The sequence below is a fragment of the Pseudomonas fontis genome, from assembly GCF_028656955.1.
GTDB classification, from domain to species: Bacteria; Pseudomonadota; Gammaproteobacteria; order Pseudomonadales; family Pseudomonadaceae; genus Aquipseudomonas; species Aquipseudomonas fontis.
Map to the genome: position 1 here is coordinate 16,911 of NZ_JAMDGY010000051.1, position 15,661 is coordinate 32,571.

The window sequence follows — 15,661 nt, forward strand, 5'->3', positions numbered from 1 at the left end:
GTCAATCCCGGTGGGAGCCGGCCTTGCCGGCGAAGCAAGGCATAGCCTTGCCCTAGCCCTCGGGGCTGCCCTGCAGCCCTTCGCCGGCAAGGCCGGCTCCCACAGAGGGCGTTGGGCTATTTGACTGATTTGAGAAACGCCGCCGTCTCCGGCTGCAACGGATTGCCGATCACCTGGTCCGGCGCGCCGATCTCATGCACCAGGCCATTGCGAAAGAACGCCACCCGGTCCGAGACATCCCGGGCAAAACGGATTTCATGGGTCACCAGGACCATGGTCATGCCGTCTTCAGCGAGCATGCGCATGGTGTCCAGTACCTCGCCCACCAGCTGCGGGTCGAGCGCCGAGGTGGCCTCGTCGAACAGCATGTAGTCCGGCGACATCGCCAGCGCCCGGGCAATCGCCATACGCTGCTGCTGGCCACCGGACAACTTGCCGGGGAAGGTCTTGAGCTTGTCGCCCAGCCCCACGTGGGTGAGCTGCTGCACCGCCAGCGCCTCGGCCTCTTGCTTGCTCTTGCCGAGCACCTTGCGTGGCGCCAGCATCACGTTCTCCAGCACGGTCAGGTGCGGGAAGGCGTTCCACTGCTGGAACACGATGCCGATCCTCTGGCGCAGGCGGTTGAGGTCGGTGGCCTTGTCGTGCACCTCGACCCCGTCAACGCGGATGCTGCCCTTCTGGATCGGCTCCAGGCCGTTGATGCACATCAGCAAGGTCGACTTGCCCGAGCCCGAACCACCGATGATCGACACCACCTCGCCCTTTTCCACGGTCAGGCTCACGCCCTTGACCACTTCCAGGTCGCCGAAGGATTTATGTACGTTCTGGATCTCAATCATTTTCTTGCCACCTTCTTTCCAGACGGGCGCCCAGGCGGGCAACCACCAGGCTCATGACGTAGTAGATGAGGCCCGCGATGCACAGCACCAGCAGGGGTTCCTGAATCCGCGTAACGATGGTTTGCGAGGCCCGCAGCAATTCGACGATGCCGATCCACATCACCAGGGCGGTGTCCTTCATCACCCCCAGCACCAGGTTCAGCCAGCCGGGGAAGGCCACGCGGGTGGCCATGGGCAGGACGATCCAGCGCAAGTCCTGCAGGTAGCTCATACCCAGCGAACGGCTGGCCCGGCGCACACTGAGCGACACGGCCAGCACGCCACCGCGAACGATCTCGGTGAAGTACGCGGCGGTGTACACGCCCAGCACGATGCAGCCGACACTGAAGGCACTGATGTTCAGCCCGACGATGCTCTTGAACGAGTTGAACAACACGAACTGGATCAGCAACGGTACGCTGCGAAACACGTCCAGCACCCACGCCAGTGGCAGGCTCAGGCGCGGCCACAAGGCGCGGGCCAGGCCGAACAACAGCCCGGCGAAGGTGCCGATCAAGATCGCCCAGAAGGTCAACTGCAAGGTCACCCAGGCCCCCTCGAGCAGGAACACCAGGTCATTCCAGGTAAAACTGGTGGCGAACATGCAGGCCCCCTCAGTAACGGAACAGACGCCAGGCCATCAGCCGGGCCAGCCCGACGATCGCCTTGGCAATCAGGTAATAGAGCCCCGCCGCCAGGGCGAAGTATTCGAAGGTGCGGAAGGTCTTGACGTTGTAGTCCTGGGTAACCCCGGTGAGGTCGTTGTTCAGGCCGACGATCACCCCCAGCGAGGTCATCAGCACCGCCCAGACCATTTGGTTGGTCAGCGGGTAGAACACCACGCGCAGCAACTGAGGAATGATGATCATCCGGTAGGCCTGGAACGCACTCATGCCCAGCGAACGCGCCGCACGCATCTGCGTGGTCGGCACGGCCTTCAGGCCGCCACGGAAGTTTTCCGCAAGGTAGCCGGCGTTGTTGAAGGTGATCCCGGCCAGCAGGGCGATCCACGAACTGACGTGCAGCCCCAGCGAACCCAGGCCGAAGTACAGGATGTAGATCTGGAACAGCGATGGCGTGTTGCGCGCGATCGACACCCAGCCGTTGGCAAAGCCGCGCAGCACCGGCTGAGTGCCTTCGCGCATCAGGGTCAGGGCCAGGGCAATCAGCACCCCGAAAATCATCGACAAGGCCGCCGTCTCGAAGGTCACCAGGGCGCCCTGAAGCATGTCCGGCAGGGCGCGCAGGGCCGAGCGCCATTGGAAGGTGTAGTCAAACATGCGCAGGGCTCTCCAGGGTGACGGCGGGTTGCAGCCAGGCCGGCAAGCGGCCGCTGGCCTGGCCGGTACAGGCCGACTCGACACACTCGGCAAGGCTGGCGAAGTGCACCGGGCGACCGGCCAGGCCCGGGCCGTAGTGGGCGTATTTGCCGGAGTTGGTCATCAGGGTGCGCGCAGCTGGCGGGATCACCGGTTCGCCGAGCATGCACCAGCAGGTATCGGTCACCAGGGTCACGCCGAAACGTTCGAGCCCGGCGATATGCCCCGCCGCACGCGCCTGTTCCAGCACGGCGCGACCGCAGGTGATGGCGATGACCACGTCAGGGTGCTTGTGGCGGTCGCGGCAGAGTCGATCAAGCTGGGCGAATTCGCTGAAGGAAAAGTGCGGGTTGCCCAGCGACACCACATCCACCCGCGATTCGCGCGCGCTGTTCAGTTCACGCCAGCTGTGCAGCAGCTCGCCCAGTTGCAGGCGTTCGGCGGGCAGTGCCTGGTCAGCCTCCAGTACCTGCGCCGGGTCGAGGGCTTCGGGGGTGACGCCGGCAATATGGAACAGCGGCGCGGCAGACGTCGTGGCAAAGGCCGCGCCAAAGGCTTTCAGGTCATCCAGGCTCGGCTTGGCCTGCTCCAGGCCGAACACCAGCGGGATCCGCGAGCCGGCGAGGGCGCCGATGTGGTAGCCGAGCAGCGGATAGAAGCTGTCGTCCAGCTCGCCCAATGCCGGCAGCTCGATCAACAACTGGGCCATGCGCTGCGCTTGCTGGTGGCAGCCGATATTGGGCGCCCGGCCGGTGAGGGCGATGCAGATATCCAGGTAGTCCGGGTACTTCAGGGTACGGGCGCCGAGTACGCTGTTGGCATACACCACGGCGTTGGACTCGGCCCACACCACCTGCTCGCCAAGCGTTGGCGCCGTGTCGAGCAGGTAGGGCGCACAGGTGAAGCTCAGTTGCGCGCCCATCGCCATGTACGCATCACCCAAGGCACTGGCCGGTACGCCCAGTGCCGGGTCGATGCCCAGTTCACGCCAGCGACGCTGGTCCACCGAGATGGAATTGAGCGTGGTCGGTATGCGCACCTTTGCCCCCCACTGCACCAGCTGTTCGGCAAAGCGCAGGCTGGCCGGGCCGGTGTAGATGCAGCCGTCGATGTGCGCCTGGGTCACGTCCAGCAGTTCGCTGGCGCCTTGCAGCTCGGCCATGCGCAGGACGATCTGCATCGCCATCTGCGCAGCCTGGCCATGGCTGCCGTCGAGCAGCGCATGGTCCATGGCCGTCAGTTGGATGTGGCTTGCAACGGCCACGGGTTCGGCGCCAGGATCCGGCGCTTGCCAGCCATCGGCAGGCGCCTGGGCGAAGCAGCTCAGGTGTTCGCCTTCAACCCGTACAAAGGCTGCGCCGTGCAAACCGGCGAAGGCCTCCCGGCCGATGCACAGCACCGGCAGGGAACGCCCGAACAGGGTCTGTGCGACCAGCACGCCAAGGGTGAGGATCTCGTCCGCTTCGGCCAGCACCAATGCCGCCGGGGCATGGCCGTTGCTGATCAGTTCCATCATCACGCTGCTGCCGGTACACGAGCCGCGCCCGCTGGGGATCGCCAGCACGCGACCGGCAATGCACTGGCCGCTGAGGGGGTGGTGGCGGTCGATGACCTCGCCACTGAACGGGTCGACCCCGCCCCAGAAGCTCAGCCCGGTGTCGGCGAACAGCAGTTCGCCTTCGGCCGCCCCCGCCACCAGGCTACGCCCGGTCAGCGGGTTGGCGCTGCGGGTCAGGCCCGGCATCTTAGTAGTACACCTCTGGCACGGTCAGGTTGGTCGGCGGGATCTCGGTGCCGACCCACTTGGTGAACAGCTCCTTGTAGCGACCGGTGCGCACTTGCTGGTTGACGAACAGGTTGAGGTAGTTGAGCAGGCCGTACTCGTTGCGCTTGGCACCCAGCGACACGTAGTCGATGACATATGGCGCGTTGCCGGCGACTTTCAGGTTCTTGTATTTGCCCGACTTGAGGGTGGCGGCGGCTACGGTGTTGGTGACCACGGTGGCGTCGATATGGCCCTGGGCGACGGCCAGCAGGGTGTCGTTCTGCGACTGGTAGGCACGGAAGCTACCGCTGCCCCAGCTTTTCACGTCCTTCTCCAAGGCGATGGCTTCGTAGGTGCCGCTGGTGTTGCCCAGCGCCTTGCCCTTGAGGTCGTCGAAGCTGTTGATGCCGGTGTTGTCGCGGGTCAGCACGACCATCTGGAAGGCGAAGTAGGGCACGGTCAGGCCGACGGTCTTGGCACGCTCGAGGGTGTCGGAGGTCGACGCGACAATGATGTCGGCGCGCCCGGACACCAGCGCCGGAATACGGTCCGGGAACGGCGTCTCGACCACTTCGGCATCCACGCCGAGCACCTTGGCCAGATCATGGCAGTAGTCCACGTCGAAGCCGGCCGGGTTGTTGGCGTCGTCACGGAAACCCATCGGCGGGAAGTCCAGGGTCACCGCGCAGCGCAGCTTGCCGGAACCGATGATGTCGTCGAGCTTGTCGGCCTGGGCACTGGCAATGCAGGTGGTACCGAGAACAGCGCTGAGGGCTACGGCAAAGGTGCGTTTTTTCATAGGTGCCTCGTGGTCGGAGAAGTGCTGTTAGATATCGTATTGGTAATTTCGTATACGATATTTCTAAGAGCAATCACCGTGCCTGTTTCACCGAAAAAGCGAGAAATAGCTGTCAGCCCTTGTGGCAGGGCGTTTGTAGGAAAGTGCTGGGGATGCGCGAGGAATCAGCTGGAAACGCTGGCAGGTGATGAGGTGTTACATAAGGGAGCAACCCCGTGCGCGAGCGCCCCGTAACGGAACACTCAGCGCTGGTTGTCGCGGTACTGGCTCGGCGAAATCCCGGTGAGGGCGCGGAACTGACGGCTGAATGCGCTGTGGTCGGTGTAACCGCAGCGCAGGGCGATATCGGTGATGGGCAGGTCGAGGTCTTGCAGCAAGCGCGAGGCTTCTTCAAGGCGCGCCTTGTGGATCATCTGCCGGGGTGTGAGCTGGAAGATGCGTTTGCAATGGCGCTCCAGTTGCGCCACTGACAGCCCGGCGATGGCGGTGAGTTCGGCGAGGCTGACGGGGCGGGCGAAGTGGCTGCGGATGTGCGCATCCACGGCGGCGAGCTTGTCGAATGCCGGGTGGCTGGACTGTGGCAGTTGCAGGTCGCGGGAGATCCCGGCGAGGCCGACGATGGCGCCGTTGGCGTCGCGCAGCGGGCGTTTGTGGGTGAGGCACCAGATGGGTTGGTTGCCGAAATACAGGTGCAGTTCGAGTTGGTCGGCCAGCTCCCGGCCGCTGCTCAGTACGCGGCGATCCTGTTCTGTGTAGAGCGGGCCGAAGCGTGCGGGGAAGACGTGTTCGGCGGTCAGCCCAAGCAGTTCGCGGGTGTCTTTGCGGCCGCAGCGCCGGGCCAGGGTCTGGTTGACGAAGGCGTAGCGCGCTTCGCTGTCCTTGATGAAGAACACCACGTCATTGAGCGTGTCGAGCAGGGGGGCGATGGGCTGCAGGCTGCCGAGCAGGGTTGGCAGGTCACAAGGCGCGAATTGGTTGAGCGTGGCGTGCATGGGGCTGTCGGTCCGGGGGGTGACCGTTCGGATCATAGAGGGAAGGGGGGTGGGCTGAAAGGCTTGTGGGCACTTTTGAGGGCCTCATCGCCGGCAACGCCGGCTCCCACAGAGGTGGTATGCACTGCTGACACTGCGGGAGCAACTGTCTTGCAGCAATCTCTGTGGGAGCTGGCCTTGCCAGCGATTGACTGCATAGCAGTCACCGCTGACTCAGCTGGAGATATCCTCCAGGCACAACAGCGTTTCGATGCGTGCCGGGCTGAACGGTGGGCGTGGCGCCGAAGGCTGCCAGCCAAACAAATGCTGCACCGCCGCACCACACACCCGGCCCTGACAAGCGCCCATGCCACAACGGCTGGCAAGCTTGGCCTCACGCCAGCCAACGTGCCCGCTGAGCTCGGCGTAAGCCACATCCTCACAGCGACAGACCAGCGTATCGGCAGTGGCCAGTGCCTTCAGCGCCGGGTTGAGGGCGAACGCCCGATTCAGTGCCCGGGCAAACCCCTGCCAGCGCGCCCGCCGTGTCCACAACGCCTGCGCCGCAGGGTGCTCGCCAACCGCTGCATGCCCGGCAATTGCCCCTTCCACCAACGCCAGTTCGCTGCCCCCGAAACCGCTGCATTCACCCGCCGCATAGACTCCGGCAACGGACGTCGCCTGCCAGCCATCCACGGCCAGCGCCTGTTGTTCCAGCGCACAGCCCAAGGCCTGGCCCAGCTGGCTGTTGGGGATCAAGCCAAAGCCACACGCCAGGCGGTCGCAGGCCACCTCGACAATGTTGCCCTGCTGGCTCAAGCGAACACCTTCCAGCCGATCACTGCCAAGCGCCGCGAGCACATGGGTGCCGGTGCGGTATTGGCGATCAAACAGGCTGAACGACTGCAGCAACTTGTGCGGCCAGCGCGGCAGTTGGGCCGCGAACCCGGCGACTGCCCCGCGTGCGGCTTGCTCGGCAATGCGCACGATCCGTGCGCCGTTGTGCCGGGCCGTGGCAGCACTGGCCAGCAGCAACGGTCCACTTCCGGCGATCACCAGCGCCTGGTCCCGTACCGGCAGCCCCGCCTTGATCAGCGCCTGCAAGCCACCCGCACCGGTCACCCCGGGCAAAGTCCAGCCGGGGAAGGGCAGCAGCAGTTCGCGGGCGCCGGTGCAGAGGATCAGTTTGTCGTAGCGGATCTGCCAGCCGCGCTCGGCGTCCTCTACCAGCAAGGTGTTGGGGCCGGCGCTGGCAATCACGCGGGTGCCGGGACAATGACGCACATTTGGGTGACCAAGCACCCGCTCACGCAGGCTGCGTGCTTGCTCCGGCAATTCTGCCTGGGGGCCGTCGCGCCAGATCTGCCCGCCTGCCAGCGGGTTGTCGTCGAGCAGCACGATACGGGCGGTGCTGCTCGCCGCCGCCAGCGCCGCCGCAAGCCCGGCAGGGCCGGCACCGATGATCAGCACATCAGTCTGTTCAGGGCTCATGGCCGGGTCTCCACGTGCATGCCGTCGCGACACAGGGTTTGGCAGGCGAGACGGCGGCGGCCGTCGATATTCACCCGGCACTCCTGGCAGATGCCCATGCCGCACAACGGCGCGCGGCGCTGGCCGCTGACCGAGGTACGCGCGCAGCCATCACCGCCAAGGGCCAGGGCGGCCGCCACGCTGGTGCCGTCGGGCACGCGCAGGGGGCGGCCATCCAGAATCAGTTCAGGCACAGGCAGCTACTCCCAGGAAGCGTTCAGGTAGATAAGGTTCGGCTGCCAGTGGCGGTGTTTCGCCGAACAGCTGCGCGACCAGCAGGTCGGCGGTGGCGGGGGCCGTGGTTACCCCCAAGCCTTCATGACCGACCGCCAGCCACAAGCCGTCCTGCCGCGGATGGCGACCTACCAGGGGCAGGCCATCCGGGCTGGCCGCGCGAAAGCCGGTCCAGGCGCGGATGCCATTGAGCTGGGCCAGGCCGGGCATGTATTCGGTGGCCCGCTTGAGCATGCGCGCAAGCATCCAGCCTTCGACGGCCGGGTCGGTGGTGCCGAACTGGCGCGAGGCACCAATGAACAGCTGGCCCGTCGGGCGCGGCTGGATATTGCACGCGGTGGACGGGCCGCTGGCGTTGTGCGCGCTGGTCACATAGCCCAGCTCCACCAGCGTATGGGTGACGCTGCCGGGGTAGCGGTCGGTGATCAGCAGGTGGCCTTTCTTCGGTTCAATCGGCAGTTCCGGGCACAGGTCGGTGGCCTGGATGCCGTTGGCCAGCACCACGGCCTCGGCGCTCAGCCACTGGCCATCATCCAGGCGGACCTGATTGCCTTCGATGGCGCTGACCCGTGCCTGACGCTGCTCGATGCCGTTAGCCTGCAACATCCAGCGCGCGGTCGCCGGGGCATAGAGAATGCCGTCCTGGTTGATCAGCAGGCCGCCTTCCAGGCCTTCGCGCAGCGCCGGCTCACGCTGGCGCAGGGCCGGCCCGCCGACCAGCTCGCAGGCCACGCCCTGTGCGCGCAGCACCTGGTATTTGTGCTCGGCGACGGCCATTTCCTCGGCGTTCGCGGCCAGCCACAGCGTGCCGTTGCTGCGGTAGGCGCAACTGTCGGGCAACGCCGGGGCGATCTCGCGCCAGCGTTGCAGCGAATGCTTGCTCAGCGCCAGCTCGGCCGGGTTGTCGTCGAGCACCAGCAGGTGGCCCATGCCGGCGGCGGTGGCGCCGTGCAGGCCGGCGTCCAGCACCAGCACGCGCAGGCCACGGGCGGCGAGCGCCTGGGCGCAGGCCGCGCCGATGATCCCGGCGCCGATCACGATCACATCGGCGCAGGGTTTCACGAGCGAATGCCCCAGGCGAACGGGTCGTCTTCCTGGATGAGCAGCGTGGCTTCGGCGCTGATATGGGCACGGCCACGAATGGTCGGGATGATGCGTTCGCCTTCGGCTTCGTAGGTACCTTCGAACACGCTGCCGATCACGCTGGCCTGGCGCCAGGTCTGCCCGGGTTGCAGCTTGCCGTCGGCGGCCAGGCACGCCAGCTTGGCGCTGGTGCCGGTGCCGCAGGGCGAGCGGTCGTAGGCCTTGCCCGGGCACAGGACGAAATTGCGGCTGTCGGCCGTCGGGTCATCGGCGAACAGCTCGATATGGTCGATCAGGCCGCCGTCTTCGCCGCGGATGCCCTGGTTTTCCAGGGCCTGCTGCACGGCGTAGGTGTAGGCGGTCAACGCCTCGATATTGTCGCCAGCCACCGCCAGGCCATGCTCGGCGATCAGGAAGAACCAGTTGCCACCCCAGGCGACGTCACCGACCACTTGGCCAACTCCCGGCACCTCCAACACCAAGGCCTTGCGGTAGCGGTAGGCCGGTACATTGCGCACGCTGACCGAGTGATCCCCGTGCAGGGTCGCCTGCACGGTGCCGACGGGGGTTTCGATGCGATGCACGCCCGGGCCGATGCGCCCCAGGTGGGCCAGCGAGACCACCAGGCCGATGGTGCCGTGGCCGCACATGCCGAGGTAGCCGGTGTTGTTGAAGAAGATCACCCCGGCACAGGCGCTCGGGTCTACCGGTTCGCACAGCAGGGCGCCGACCAGTACATCGTTGCCGCGTGGCTCGAGCATGCAGGCGGTGCGCCATTGATCGTGCCGTTCAGCCAGCAATTGCTTGCGCTGGGCCATGCTGCCGCTGCCCAGTTCAGGGAAGCCGGCGGTCACCAGGCGGGTAGGTTCGCCGCCGGTGTGGGAGTCGATCACGGTAATGCGTTTCATCGAGAGGCCGCGTCCATTCAGGGGGAATGAACTACAGAGTGGCCTGTTGCAGCGCCTGGCGGCTTGATGCCTTTACGCCGTGCCGACGACGAAATCGGCACAGTGGCAACGCTGTTAGCGAGTCTGTGGCAGGTGCTCGAAGAGGGTCTTGCAGACGCCGGCAATGTGCTCGTCGAGCAAGCCGACGGCACGCTCGACATCGCCGGCGCGGCAGGCTTCGAGGATGTCGCGGTGCTCGTGGTCGGCGCGGTCCTTGCCTGCCGAGAGGCTCATCTGCATGCGCAGGTAGCGCTCCAGCTTGTCGTTCACCGAGCGGATCATGTTGACCAGGAACGGTCGCTGCGCCGGCTCGTACAGGCAGGCGTGCAGTTCCCAGTTCAATTCGGCCCAGCGGCCGACGTCGTTCTCGCCGACGAATTCCTGGCAGATGCGCTCGGCGCGGGCGAAGGTGGCTTCGGTCATGTTCGGGATGGCCAGGCGCAGGGCCTTGTCTTCAAGAAGCATGCGCACTTCGAACATCTGCGCCAGCTCTGCCTCGGACATGCGCGTAACCATCGCCCCACGGTTGCGCTGGAACATCACCAGGCCTTCGGCTTCCAGGCGCTTGAGCGCTTCACGCACGGGGATTTTGCTGACGTTGAACTGGCGGGCGATATCGTCCTGGCGGATCGGCTCGTCCTCGCCAAAGTGCCCGGCAATGATGGCCTCGCGCAGGTGGCGGGTGATGATTTCCGAGGTCGAGGGCGTGTTGCCCAGGTCCGGCGCGTTCAGGCGGGGTACGGTCACGGTGGGGTCGTCCGAAGTTGTTTCTGGATATGGTATACGAATTTACCAAAACCAGTTGTCACTTGCGCCCAATGGTGAATGCACCGAAGCGGAGTAGCCGCTGCCGACAGGCTGCGCTGGAGGCCGTCAGGACTCCCGCTGTTGCGCCTGCGTTGCAGGCGAGCGCAGCCTGACGGCAGCGGCTACAGGTGTTTCAGTAAATCAGAACTCGGTAGGCTGGATGATCTCGACCCAGTAGTCGTCCGGGTCCTTGACGAAGGCCAGGTGCTTCATGCGGCCATCGCTCAGGCGCTTCTGGAAATTGACGCCCAGGGCCTCGAAACGCTCGCAGGCAGCACGAATATCCGGCACCGAAATGCAGATATGGCCGAAACCGCGCGGGTCGGTGTTGCCGTTATGGTAGGCGAAGTCCGCGTCGTTCTCGGTGCCGTGGTTGTGGGTCAGCTCGAGAATGCCGGGCATCGACTTCATCCACTCGTTGCGCTTGGCGTCGTCGGCCGGGATTTGCGCCTTGTCGACCAGTGCCAGGAAGTACAGGCTGAACTCGGCTTCCGGGAAGTCGCGCTTCTCGACCAGGCTGAAGCCCAGCACGCGGGTGTAGAAGTCCAGGGACTTGGTGACGTCTTTCACCCGCAGCATGGTGTGGTTGAAGACGAAATTCTGGGTCGCGGCGTCAGGTTGCGCGGTAACGCCGGGGAGGGTGTTGAGGTCTTGCAGGCTCATGGGCACTCCGCAGGTAAAGGCTGGCGGCAGAAGCACCAGCGAAACAGTCAGCTGGCCATGATACGGAACTGATTCGATTGCGCAAACGGTTTGCGCCCCGTGGGCCAGGGGCCGACGGGGCGCAAGAAATAGATGCCCGCCGAAGCGGGCTTATGGGGCGCTAATCCTTTAGCAGCCTGTATCCTGAAACAGTCGATGTGAAAAATATGTGAAGCGATTCTCAACCGCGCAACCAGCTGTCGACTGTCGCGGCGCCGTACTCCTGCTTCCAGGCTTTAAGGCCTCGGTGGTTGCCGCCTTTAGTCTCGATCAACTCGCCGGTGTGCGGGTTCTCGTAGACTTTCACCACCCGCGCCCGGCGGGTTTTAGGCACGCGCGCAATGCTCTTGGTGGCGGCCCCGGGGTCGAGGATATCGATAATGTCGCGCAGGCCCTTGTCATAGGATTTCATCAGGCTGACAAGTTTCTGCTCGAATTCGATTTCGCGTTTAAGCCCGGCATCCTTTTTCAGCGCCTCCAGTTGTGCGAGCTGTTCCTGAAGGGCTTTTTCGGCAGCACGAAACTCTGCAAGTCTGGACACTGTCATTACTCCTCTTAGTCGGCAAATGGGCGCACGCGTTGGCACGAACAATAAGTGGTTATAACGCAACGTCCACAGGGTTGAACAAGGCAACTCCATAATCCCGAGTGTAGCCAATACCCTTCGGTTAATCAGTAAACTTTTAGTGACGGCGCGCAGGGAACTTCATTACTTGCACTGGCACTCACACTAAAGAATTAACCGGGTAGCCTTGGCGCTGCCTTAGACCATGGTCCAATGGCCCGTAATAGAGCGCTCTACGGATAATTATCGGTCATCGCCAGGTGGCTGGCGGTGCTGCATGACCTGCACCAGCAAAGCGCAGGTTGATTCTTTGCCCCTCTATTGCGGATGTTCGTTTCTGATGTTTGCCCCATTCCCTCTCGCCCCTGGGCGCCGTCTAAGCGGCCTGGTGGTGATGTTCGTCGGTGCGTCGGCCCAGGCCGGTGGTTTTCTTGAAGACAGCAGTGCCAAAGTCGAAGCACGCAATGTTTATTTCAACCGTGATTTTCGCGACGGTCACAGCAGTTCCAGCCAAGGCGCCTCAAAACGCGAAGAGTGGGCACAAGGCTTTATTCTCAATGCGCAGTCCGGTTACACCGAAGGCACTGTAGGCTTTGGTGTGGACGCCCTGGGCATGATCGGTTTCAAACTCGATTCGAGCCCGGCAGACAGCAACAGCGGCTTGTTGCCTTCCAGTGGCCACGACCCGCGTCACTCGGTGGACCAGTACGCCAAGTTGGGGGTTGCCGGTAAAGTGCGCTATTCCAAGAGCGTGTTGAAAGTCGGTGCGCTGCTGCCGGACATGCCACTGCTCAAGTACAACGACGGCCGCCTGCTGCCAACCATGTTCAATGGCGCGCTGCTCACTTCCAAAGAGATCAACGACCTCACCTTCAGCGCTGCGCGCCTGGACAAGTACACCGCCCGGGATTCGACCAATGCCCAGGACCTGCGTGTGCATTGCAAGAACAAGCGCTATGCCTGCGACATCACCGCCGACCACTTCGATATGGCCGGCGTGGACTACCGCTTCAACGAACGCGTGAGTGCGCAGTACCAGGTAGCCAAGCTCGAGAATATCTACCGCCAGCATTTCCTCGGCCTGGTGGCCAGCCAGCCGCTGGATGTCGGCAGCCTGTCTGCCGACCTGCGCCTGATCAAGAGCGACGACATCGGCCGCGCCCGCGCCGGTGACATCGACCACCGTGCGTTCAGCGGCATGCTCGGCTACAGCCTGGGCGGCCACAAGGTCAGTGCCGGCTGGCAGCGCATGTTCGGCGACAGCGCCATGCCGTACCTTGATGGCAGCAACCCGTACCTGGTCAACTACGCCCAGGTCAACGACTTCGCCGCCGCCCAGGAGCGTTCCTGGCAGTTGCGCTACGACTATGACTTCAAGGCCCTGGGCATGCCCGGCCTGAGCTTCTTCACCCGCTACATCAACGGCGACCACATCAAGGTCCCGGGGAGCCTGGCCGAAGGCAAGGAATGGGAGCGCGACAGCGAGCTCAAGTACCAGGTGCAAAGCGGCACGTTCAAGGATGTCAGCGTGCGCCTGCGCAACTCCACCTACCGCAGCAACTACGAGAAGTGGGCGCGTGACATGGACGAAACCCGGGTGATCGTCAGCTACAACTTCTCGATCTGGTAACTCATCGGCGCTTTGCCAATGGGCGCCGGCCGGTCGACAATGGCCGCGCGCCCACTGGAGAGCTTCGCGATGAAACACCTGCTGCTGATCGGCATCGGCCCCGGCAACCCCCGTCAGATCACCCTTGAAGCCATCGATGCATTGAACCGCGCCGAGGTGTTTTTCGTGCTCGACAAGGGCGCGGCCAAGGATGACATGCTGCGCCTGCGCAAAGAGCTGCTGGAGCGGCACGTCAACCGGCCGTACCGTCTGGTTCAGGTGGAAGACCCGCTGCGTGATGGCGAGGCGTCCGACTACGTCGGCGCGGTGCAGGACTGGCACCGTCAGCGGGCGGCTTTGTATGGCCGCCTGATCGACAGCGAGCTGGCTGACGGTCAATCGGGCGCCTTCCTGCTGTGGGGCGAGCCGGGTCTGTATGACAGTACCTTGCGCATCCTCGAGCTGGTCGAGCACCAGCACTTCAGCCTGGAAGTGATCCCTGGCATCAGCAGCGTGCAGGCGCTAGCCGCGCGTCACCGCATCCCTCTCAATCGCATTGGCGAACCGTTGACGGTACTGCCGGGGCGGCGCCTGGCCGAGCAAGCGCAAATCGACAACCTGGTGGTGATGCTCGACGGTCATTGCGCCTTTGCCCAGCTGGAAGACCCCGACCTGCACATCTACTGGGGCGCCTACCTCGGTACCCCGGACGAATTGCTCATCGAAGGCCCGCTACTGGCCGTCAAGGCGCAGATTCTGGCGCAGCGCGAGCAGGCCCGCGCGCGCAAGGGCTGGATCATGGACACCTATCTGTTGCGGCGTCGGTAAGCCGACACAGCATGGCCCCGGTGAAATTGAACAGGCGGTGCTGGGGCAGGTCCATCAGCGCCTGCTCGATGCGCTCGACCAGGGCCTCGGCGTGCCAGCGCGCGTCATAGCGCTGGGCAATCAATTGGCGCGTGGTGTGCTGGGCCTGCTGCCAGCGGGCTTCGTCGCTGTAGAGCTGGGCGGCGGCGTCGGCCAGGGCTTCGGCCAGCGACACTACGCTGCCGGGCCAGGGCAGGGCGCCGTGCATGGCCTCGCTGCCGATGGGCGTGGTCACGCTGGGCGTACCGCATTGAATGGCATCCACCAGCAGCCGCTTGATGCCGCCACCAAAACGCAGTGGCGCCAGGCAGACGCGGGCCTTGCTCATCAATACCTGCGCGGGCTCGGTGCACGCCTGAACGTGAAAACCCTCATCCGGCTGGTGCAGGGCGAGTTCCCTGGCTGCGAGGCTAATCCCGTGGACCTGCAACTGCGCTTCGGGCAGGCGGCGACGCAGCATCGGCCAGAGGCTGTGCTTGAGCCACAGCAGCGCGTCACGGCTGGCAGGGTCGGTGAAGTCAGCCAGGAAGATGAAGCCATCGCGCTCAGCGAACGGGCGTGCCGGCTCGGCGCTCAGCAGGCTGGGACACCAGTGCAGCAGGTGGTCGGGCATGCCGAAGCCGTTGACCAGCAGGTTGATCTCGACATCGGAGGGCAGCAGGCTGAGGTCGCAGCGGTACAGGGCGGCGATTTCGCGTTGGGTCAGCGCAGCGCCGGCCATCTGCTGGTACAGGTCAGGGCCGGAGGTGGCGAACAGCGCGCGAAAGTCGTTGCTGTCCAGGCCTTCCGCGAGGCGCCGCCGCAGCAGTTGCTGGCGGGCGCTGCCCAGGCTTTGCAGGGCATTGCATTCGAGCAGGCGCAAGGCCTCGGGGAAGCGCTGGCGAACCTGCGGGCCAAAGCTTTCCTCGGTACTGAAGTGGTCGAACAGCACCACGTCGGGTGATTGTTCGCAGGCGGTCGGGAATTGCTCGGTAATGCGCCAGCCCCGGGCGATCAGGGCGTTGCGCAGGTCCAGCCGAGGTTGGCCGAGGGCCAGGAGGTTCAGGGGGGAGGTGGACATGGGGGACCCGGTTAAAAGGGGCGTATTAAACCAGAAGGCGGGCCCCCGCAGGGTCACGGCCAAGGGTTCAGCCGGCAAGAATCCCGTTCACCTTGTCACGCAACTGATCAATGCTGAACGGCTTGCCAATCGAGTGCATGCCATCTGGCAGCTCAAGCGCATCGGCATAGCCACTGGCAAACAGGATCGGCAACAACGGCCGCGCCTCCCGTGCCCGCAAGGCCAGGCTCCTGCCGTCCATATCGGGCAGGCCGACATCGGTCATCATCAACGCCAACGACTGCCCGGCGTCTTCCAGTACGTTCAGCGCCGCTGCGGCATCCGCAGCCTCGACCACGGCATAGCCCAGCTCACCGAGCACATCGACAATCAGCATCCGCACGATGTCGTCGTCTTCGACAACCAGCAGGGGCAAGGTAGGGGGCATGGCCAGCAATCCTGTACAAAAGGTGACACTTAATCTGTAAGCGCAACGGCATTCGAAGTTCCCGAAAACCTGAAAAAACCGGGCGGGCGCGCAGCATA

At 64.4% G+C, this 15,661-nt stretch carries 17 protein-coding genes; 2 read left to right on the top strand and 15 right to left on the bottom strand.

Annotation, left to right across the window (positions count from 1 at the left end; genetic code table 11):
• Window positions 1–116: 116 nt before the first annotated feature.
• From M5G11_RS16325 to M5G11_RS16385, 13 genes are all read right to left on the bottom strand, one after another.
• Window positions 117–839, bottom strand: coding sequence for an amino acid ABC transporter ATP-binding protein (locus tag M5G11_RS16325; RefSeq protein ID WP_273910572.1), 723 nt, complete (start codon window positions 837–839; stop codon window positions 117–119).
• A complete protein-coding gene (locus tag M5G11_RS16330) occupies window positions 832–1,482 on the bottom strand; it encodes an amino acid ABC transporter permease (protein WP_273910571.1) in 651 nt (216 codons plus the stop codon). The genes M5G11_RS16325 and M5G11_RS16330 overlap by 8 nt, the downstream gene beginning before the upstream one ends.
• A 10-nt stretch (window positions 1,483–1,492) precedes the next feature.
• Entirely contained in the window at window positions 1,493–2,158 is a 666-nt protein-coding gene (locus M5G11_RS16335) for an amino acid ABC transporter permease (RefSeq protein ID WP_273910570.1), read from the bottom strand.
• A complete protein-coding gene (lhpI, locus tag M5G11_RS16340; protein ID WP_273910569.1) occupies window positions 2,151–3,941 on the bottom strand; it encodes a cis-3-hydroxy-L-proline dehydratase in 1,791 nt (596 codons plus the stop codon). The genes M5G11_RS16335 and lhpI overlap by 8 nt, the downstream gene beginning before the upstream one ends.
• Window position 3,942: 1 nt before the next feature.
• Window positions 3,943–4,761 carry an ABC transporter substrate-binding protein gene (locus M5G11_RS16345; RefSeq protein ID WP_273910568.1) on the bottom strand — a complete coding sequence of 273 codons (819 nt, stop codon included), beginning with the start codon at window positions 4,759–4,761 and terminating at the stop codon, window positions 3,943–3,945.
• Between the two features lie 242 nt (window positions 4,762–5,003).
• A complete protein-coding gene (locus M5G11_RS16350) occupies window positions 5,004–5,753 on the bottom strand; it encodes an AraC family transcriptional regulator (protein WP_273910567.1) in 750 nt (249 codons plus the stop codon).
• A 213-nt stretch (window positions 5,754–5,966) separates the two neighbouring features.
• Complete coding sequence (locus M5G11_RS16355) at window positions 5,967–7,223, bottom strand: NAD(P)/FAD-dependent oxidoreductase (protein ID WP_273910566.1); 1,257 nt, start codon at window positions 7,221–7,223, stop codon at window positions 5,967–5,969.
• Complete coding sequence (locus tag M5G11_RS16360; RefSeq protein WP_273910565.1) at window positions 7,220–7,456, bottom strand: (2Fe-2S)-binding protein; 237 nt, start codon at window positions 7,454–7,456, stop codon at window positions 7,220–7,222. The genes M5G11_RS16355 and M5G11_RS16360 overlap by 4 nt, the downstream gene beginning before the upstream one ends.
• Window positions 7,449–8,558 (bottom strand): NAD(P)/FAD-dependent oxidoreductase, encoded by a 1,110-nt coding sequence (locus M5G11_RS16365; RefSeq protein WP_273910563.1) that lies wholly within the window; start codon window positions 8,556–8,558, stop codon window positions 7,449–7,451. The genes M5G11_RS16360 and M5G11_RS16365 overlap by 8 nt, the downstream gene beginning before the upstream one ends.
• Window positions 8,555–9,487 carry a 4-hydroxyproline epimerase gene (locus M5G11_RS16370; protein ID WP_273910562.1) on the bottom strand — a complete coding sequence of 311 codons (933 nt, stop codon included), beginning with the start codon at window positions 9,485–9,487 and terminating at the stop codon, window positions 8,555–8,557. The genes M5G11_RS16365 and M5G11_RS16370 overlap by 4 nt, the downstream gene beginning before the upstream one ends.
• Window positions 9,488–9,601: 114 nt before the next feature.
• Window positions 9,602–10,273: a GntR family transcriptional regulator gene (locus tag M5G11_RS16375; RefSeq protein WP_273910561.1), complete on the bottom strand. Its 672-nt coding sequence runs from the start codon at window positions 10,271–10,273 to the stop codon at window positions 9,602–9,604.
• Between the two features lie 201 nt (window positions 10,274–10,474).
• Complete coding sequence (gene gloA / locus M5G11_RS16380) at window positions 10,475–10,996, bottom strand: lactoylglutathione lyase (protein WP_273910560.1); 522 nt, start codon at window positions 10,994–10,996, stop codon at window positions 10,475–10,477.
• Between the two features lie 220 nt (window positions 10,997–11,216).
• Window positions 11,217–11,576 carry a histone-like nucleoid-structuring protein, MvaT/MvaU family gene (locus tag M5G11_RS16385; protein WP_273910559.1) on the bottom strand — a complete coding sequence of 120 codons (360 nt, stop codon included), beginning with the start codon at window positions 11,574–11,576 and terminating at the stop codon, window positions 11,217–11,219.
• A gap of 364 nt (window positions 11,577–11,940) precedes the next feature.
• On the opposite strand from M5G11_RS16385, the gene M5G11_RS16390 reads away from it, so the two are divergent.
• Window positions 11,941–13,230, top strand: a complete 1,290-nt coding sequence (locus M5G11_RS16390; RefSeq protein ID WP_273910557.1) for an OprD family porin — start codon at window positions 11,941–11,943, stop codon at window positions 13,228–13,230.
• A 69-nt stretch (window positions 13,231–13,299) separates the two neighbouring features.
• Window positions 13,300–14,037, top strand: coding sequence for a precorrin-6A synthase (deacetylating) (gene cobF / locus M5G11_RS16395; RefSeq protein WP_273910555.1), 738 nt, complete (start codon window positions 13,300–13,302; stop codon window positions 14,035–14,037).
• Here the strand turns inward: cobF and M5G11_RS16400 are convergent.
• Window positions 14,006–15,136 carry a glycosyltransferase family 4 protein gene (locus tag M5G11_RS16400; protein WP_273910553.1) on the bottom strand — a complete coding sequence of 377 codons (1,131 nt, stop codon included), beginning with the start codon at window positions 15,134–15,136 and terminating at the stop codon, window positions 14,006–14,008. The genes cobF and M5G11_RS16400 overlap by 32 nt on opposite strands.
• Window positions 15,137–15,203: 67 nt before the next feature.
• Window positions 15,204–15,551, bottom strand: coding sequence for a response regulator (locus tag M5G11_RS16405; protein ID WP_273910586.1), 348 nt, complete (start codon window positions 15,549–15,551; stop codon window positions 15,204–15,206).
• Window positions 15,552–15,661: the final 110 nt, after the last annotated feature.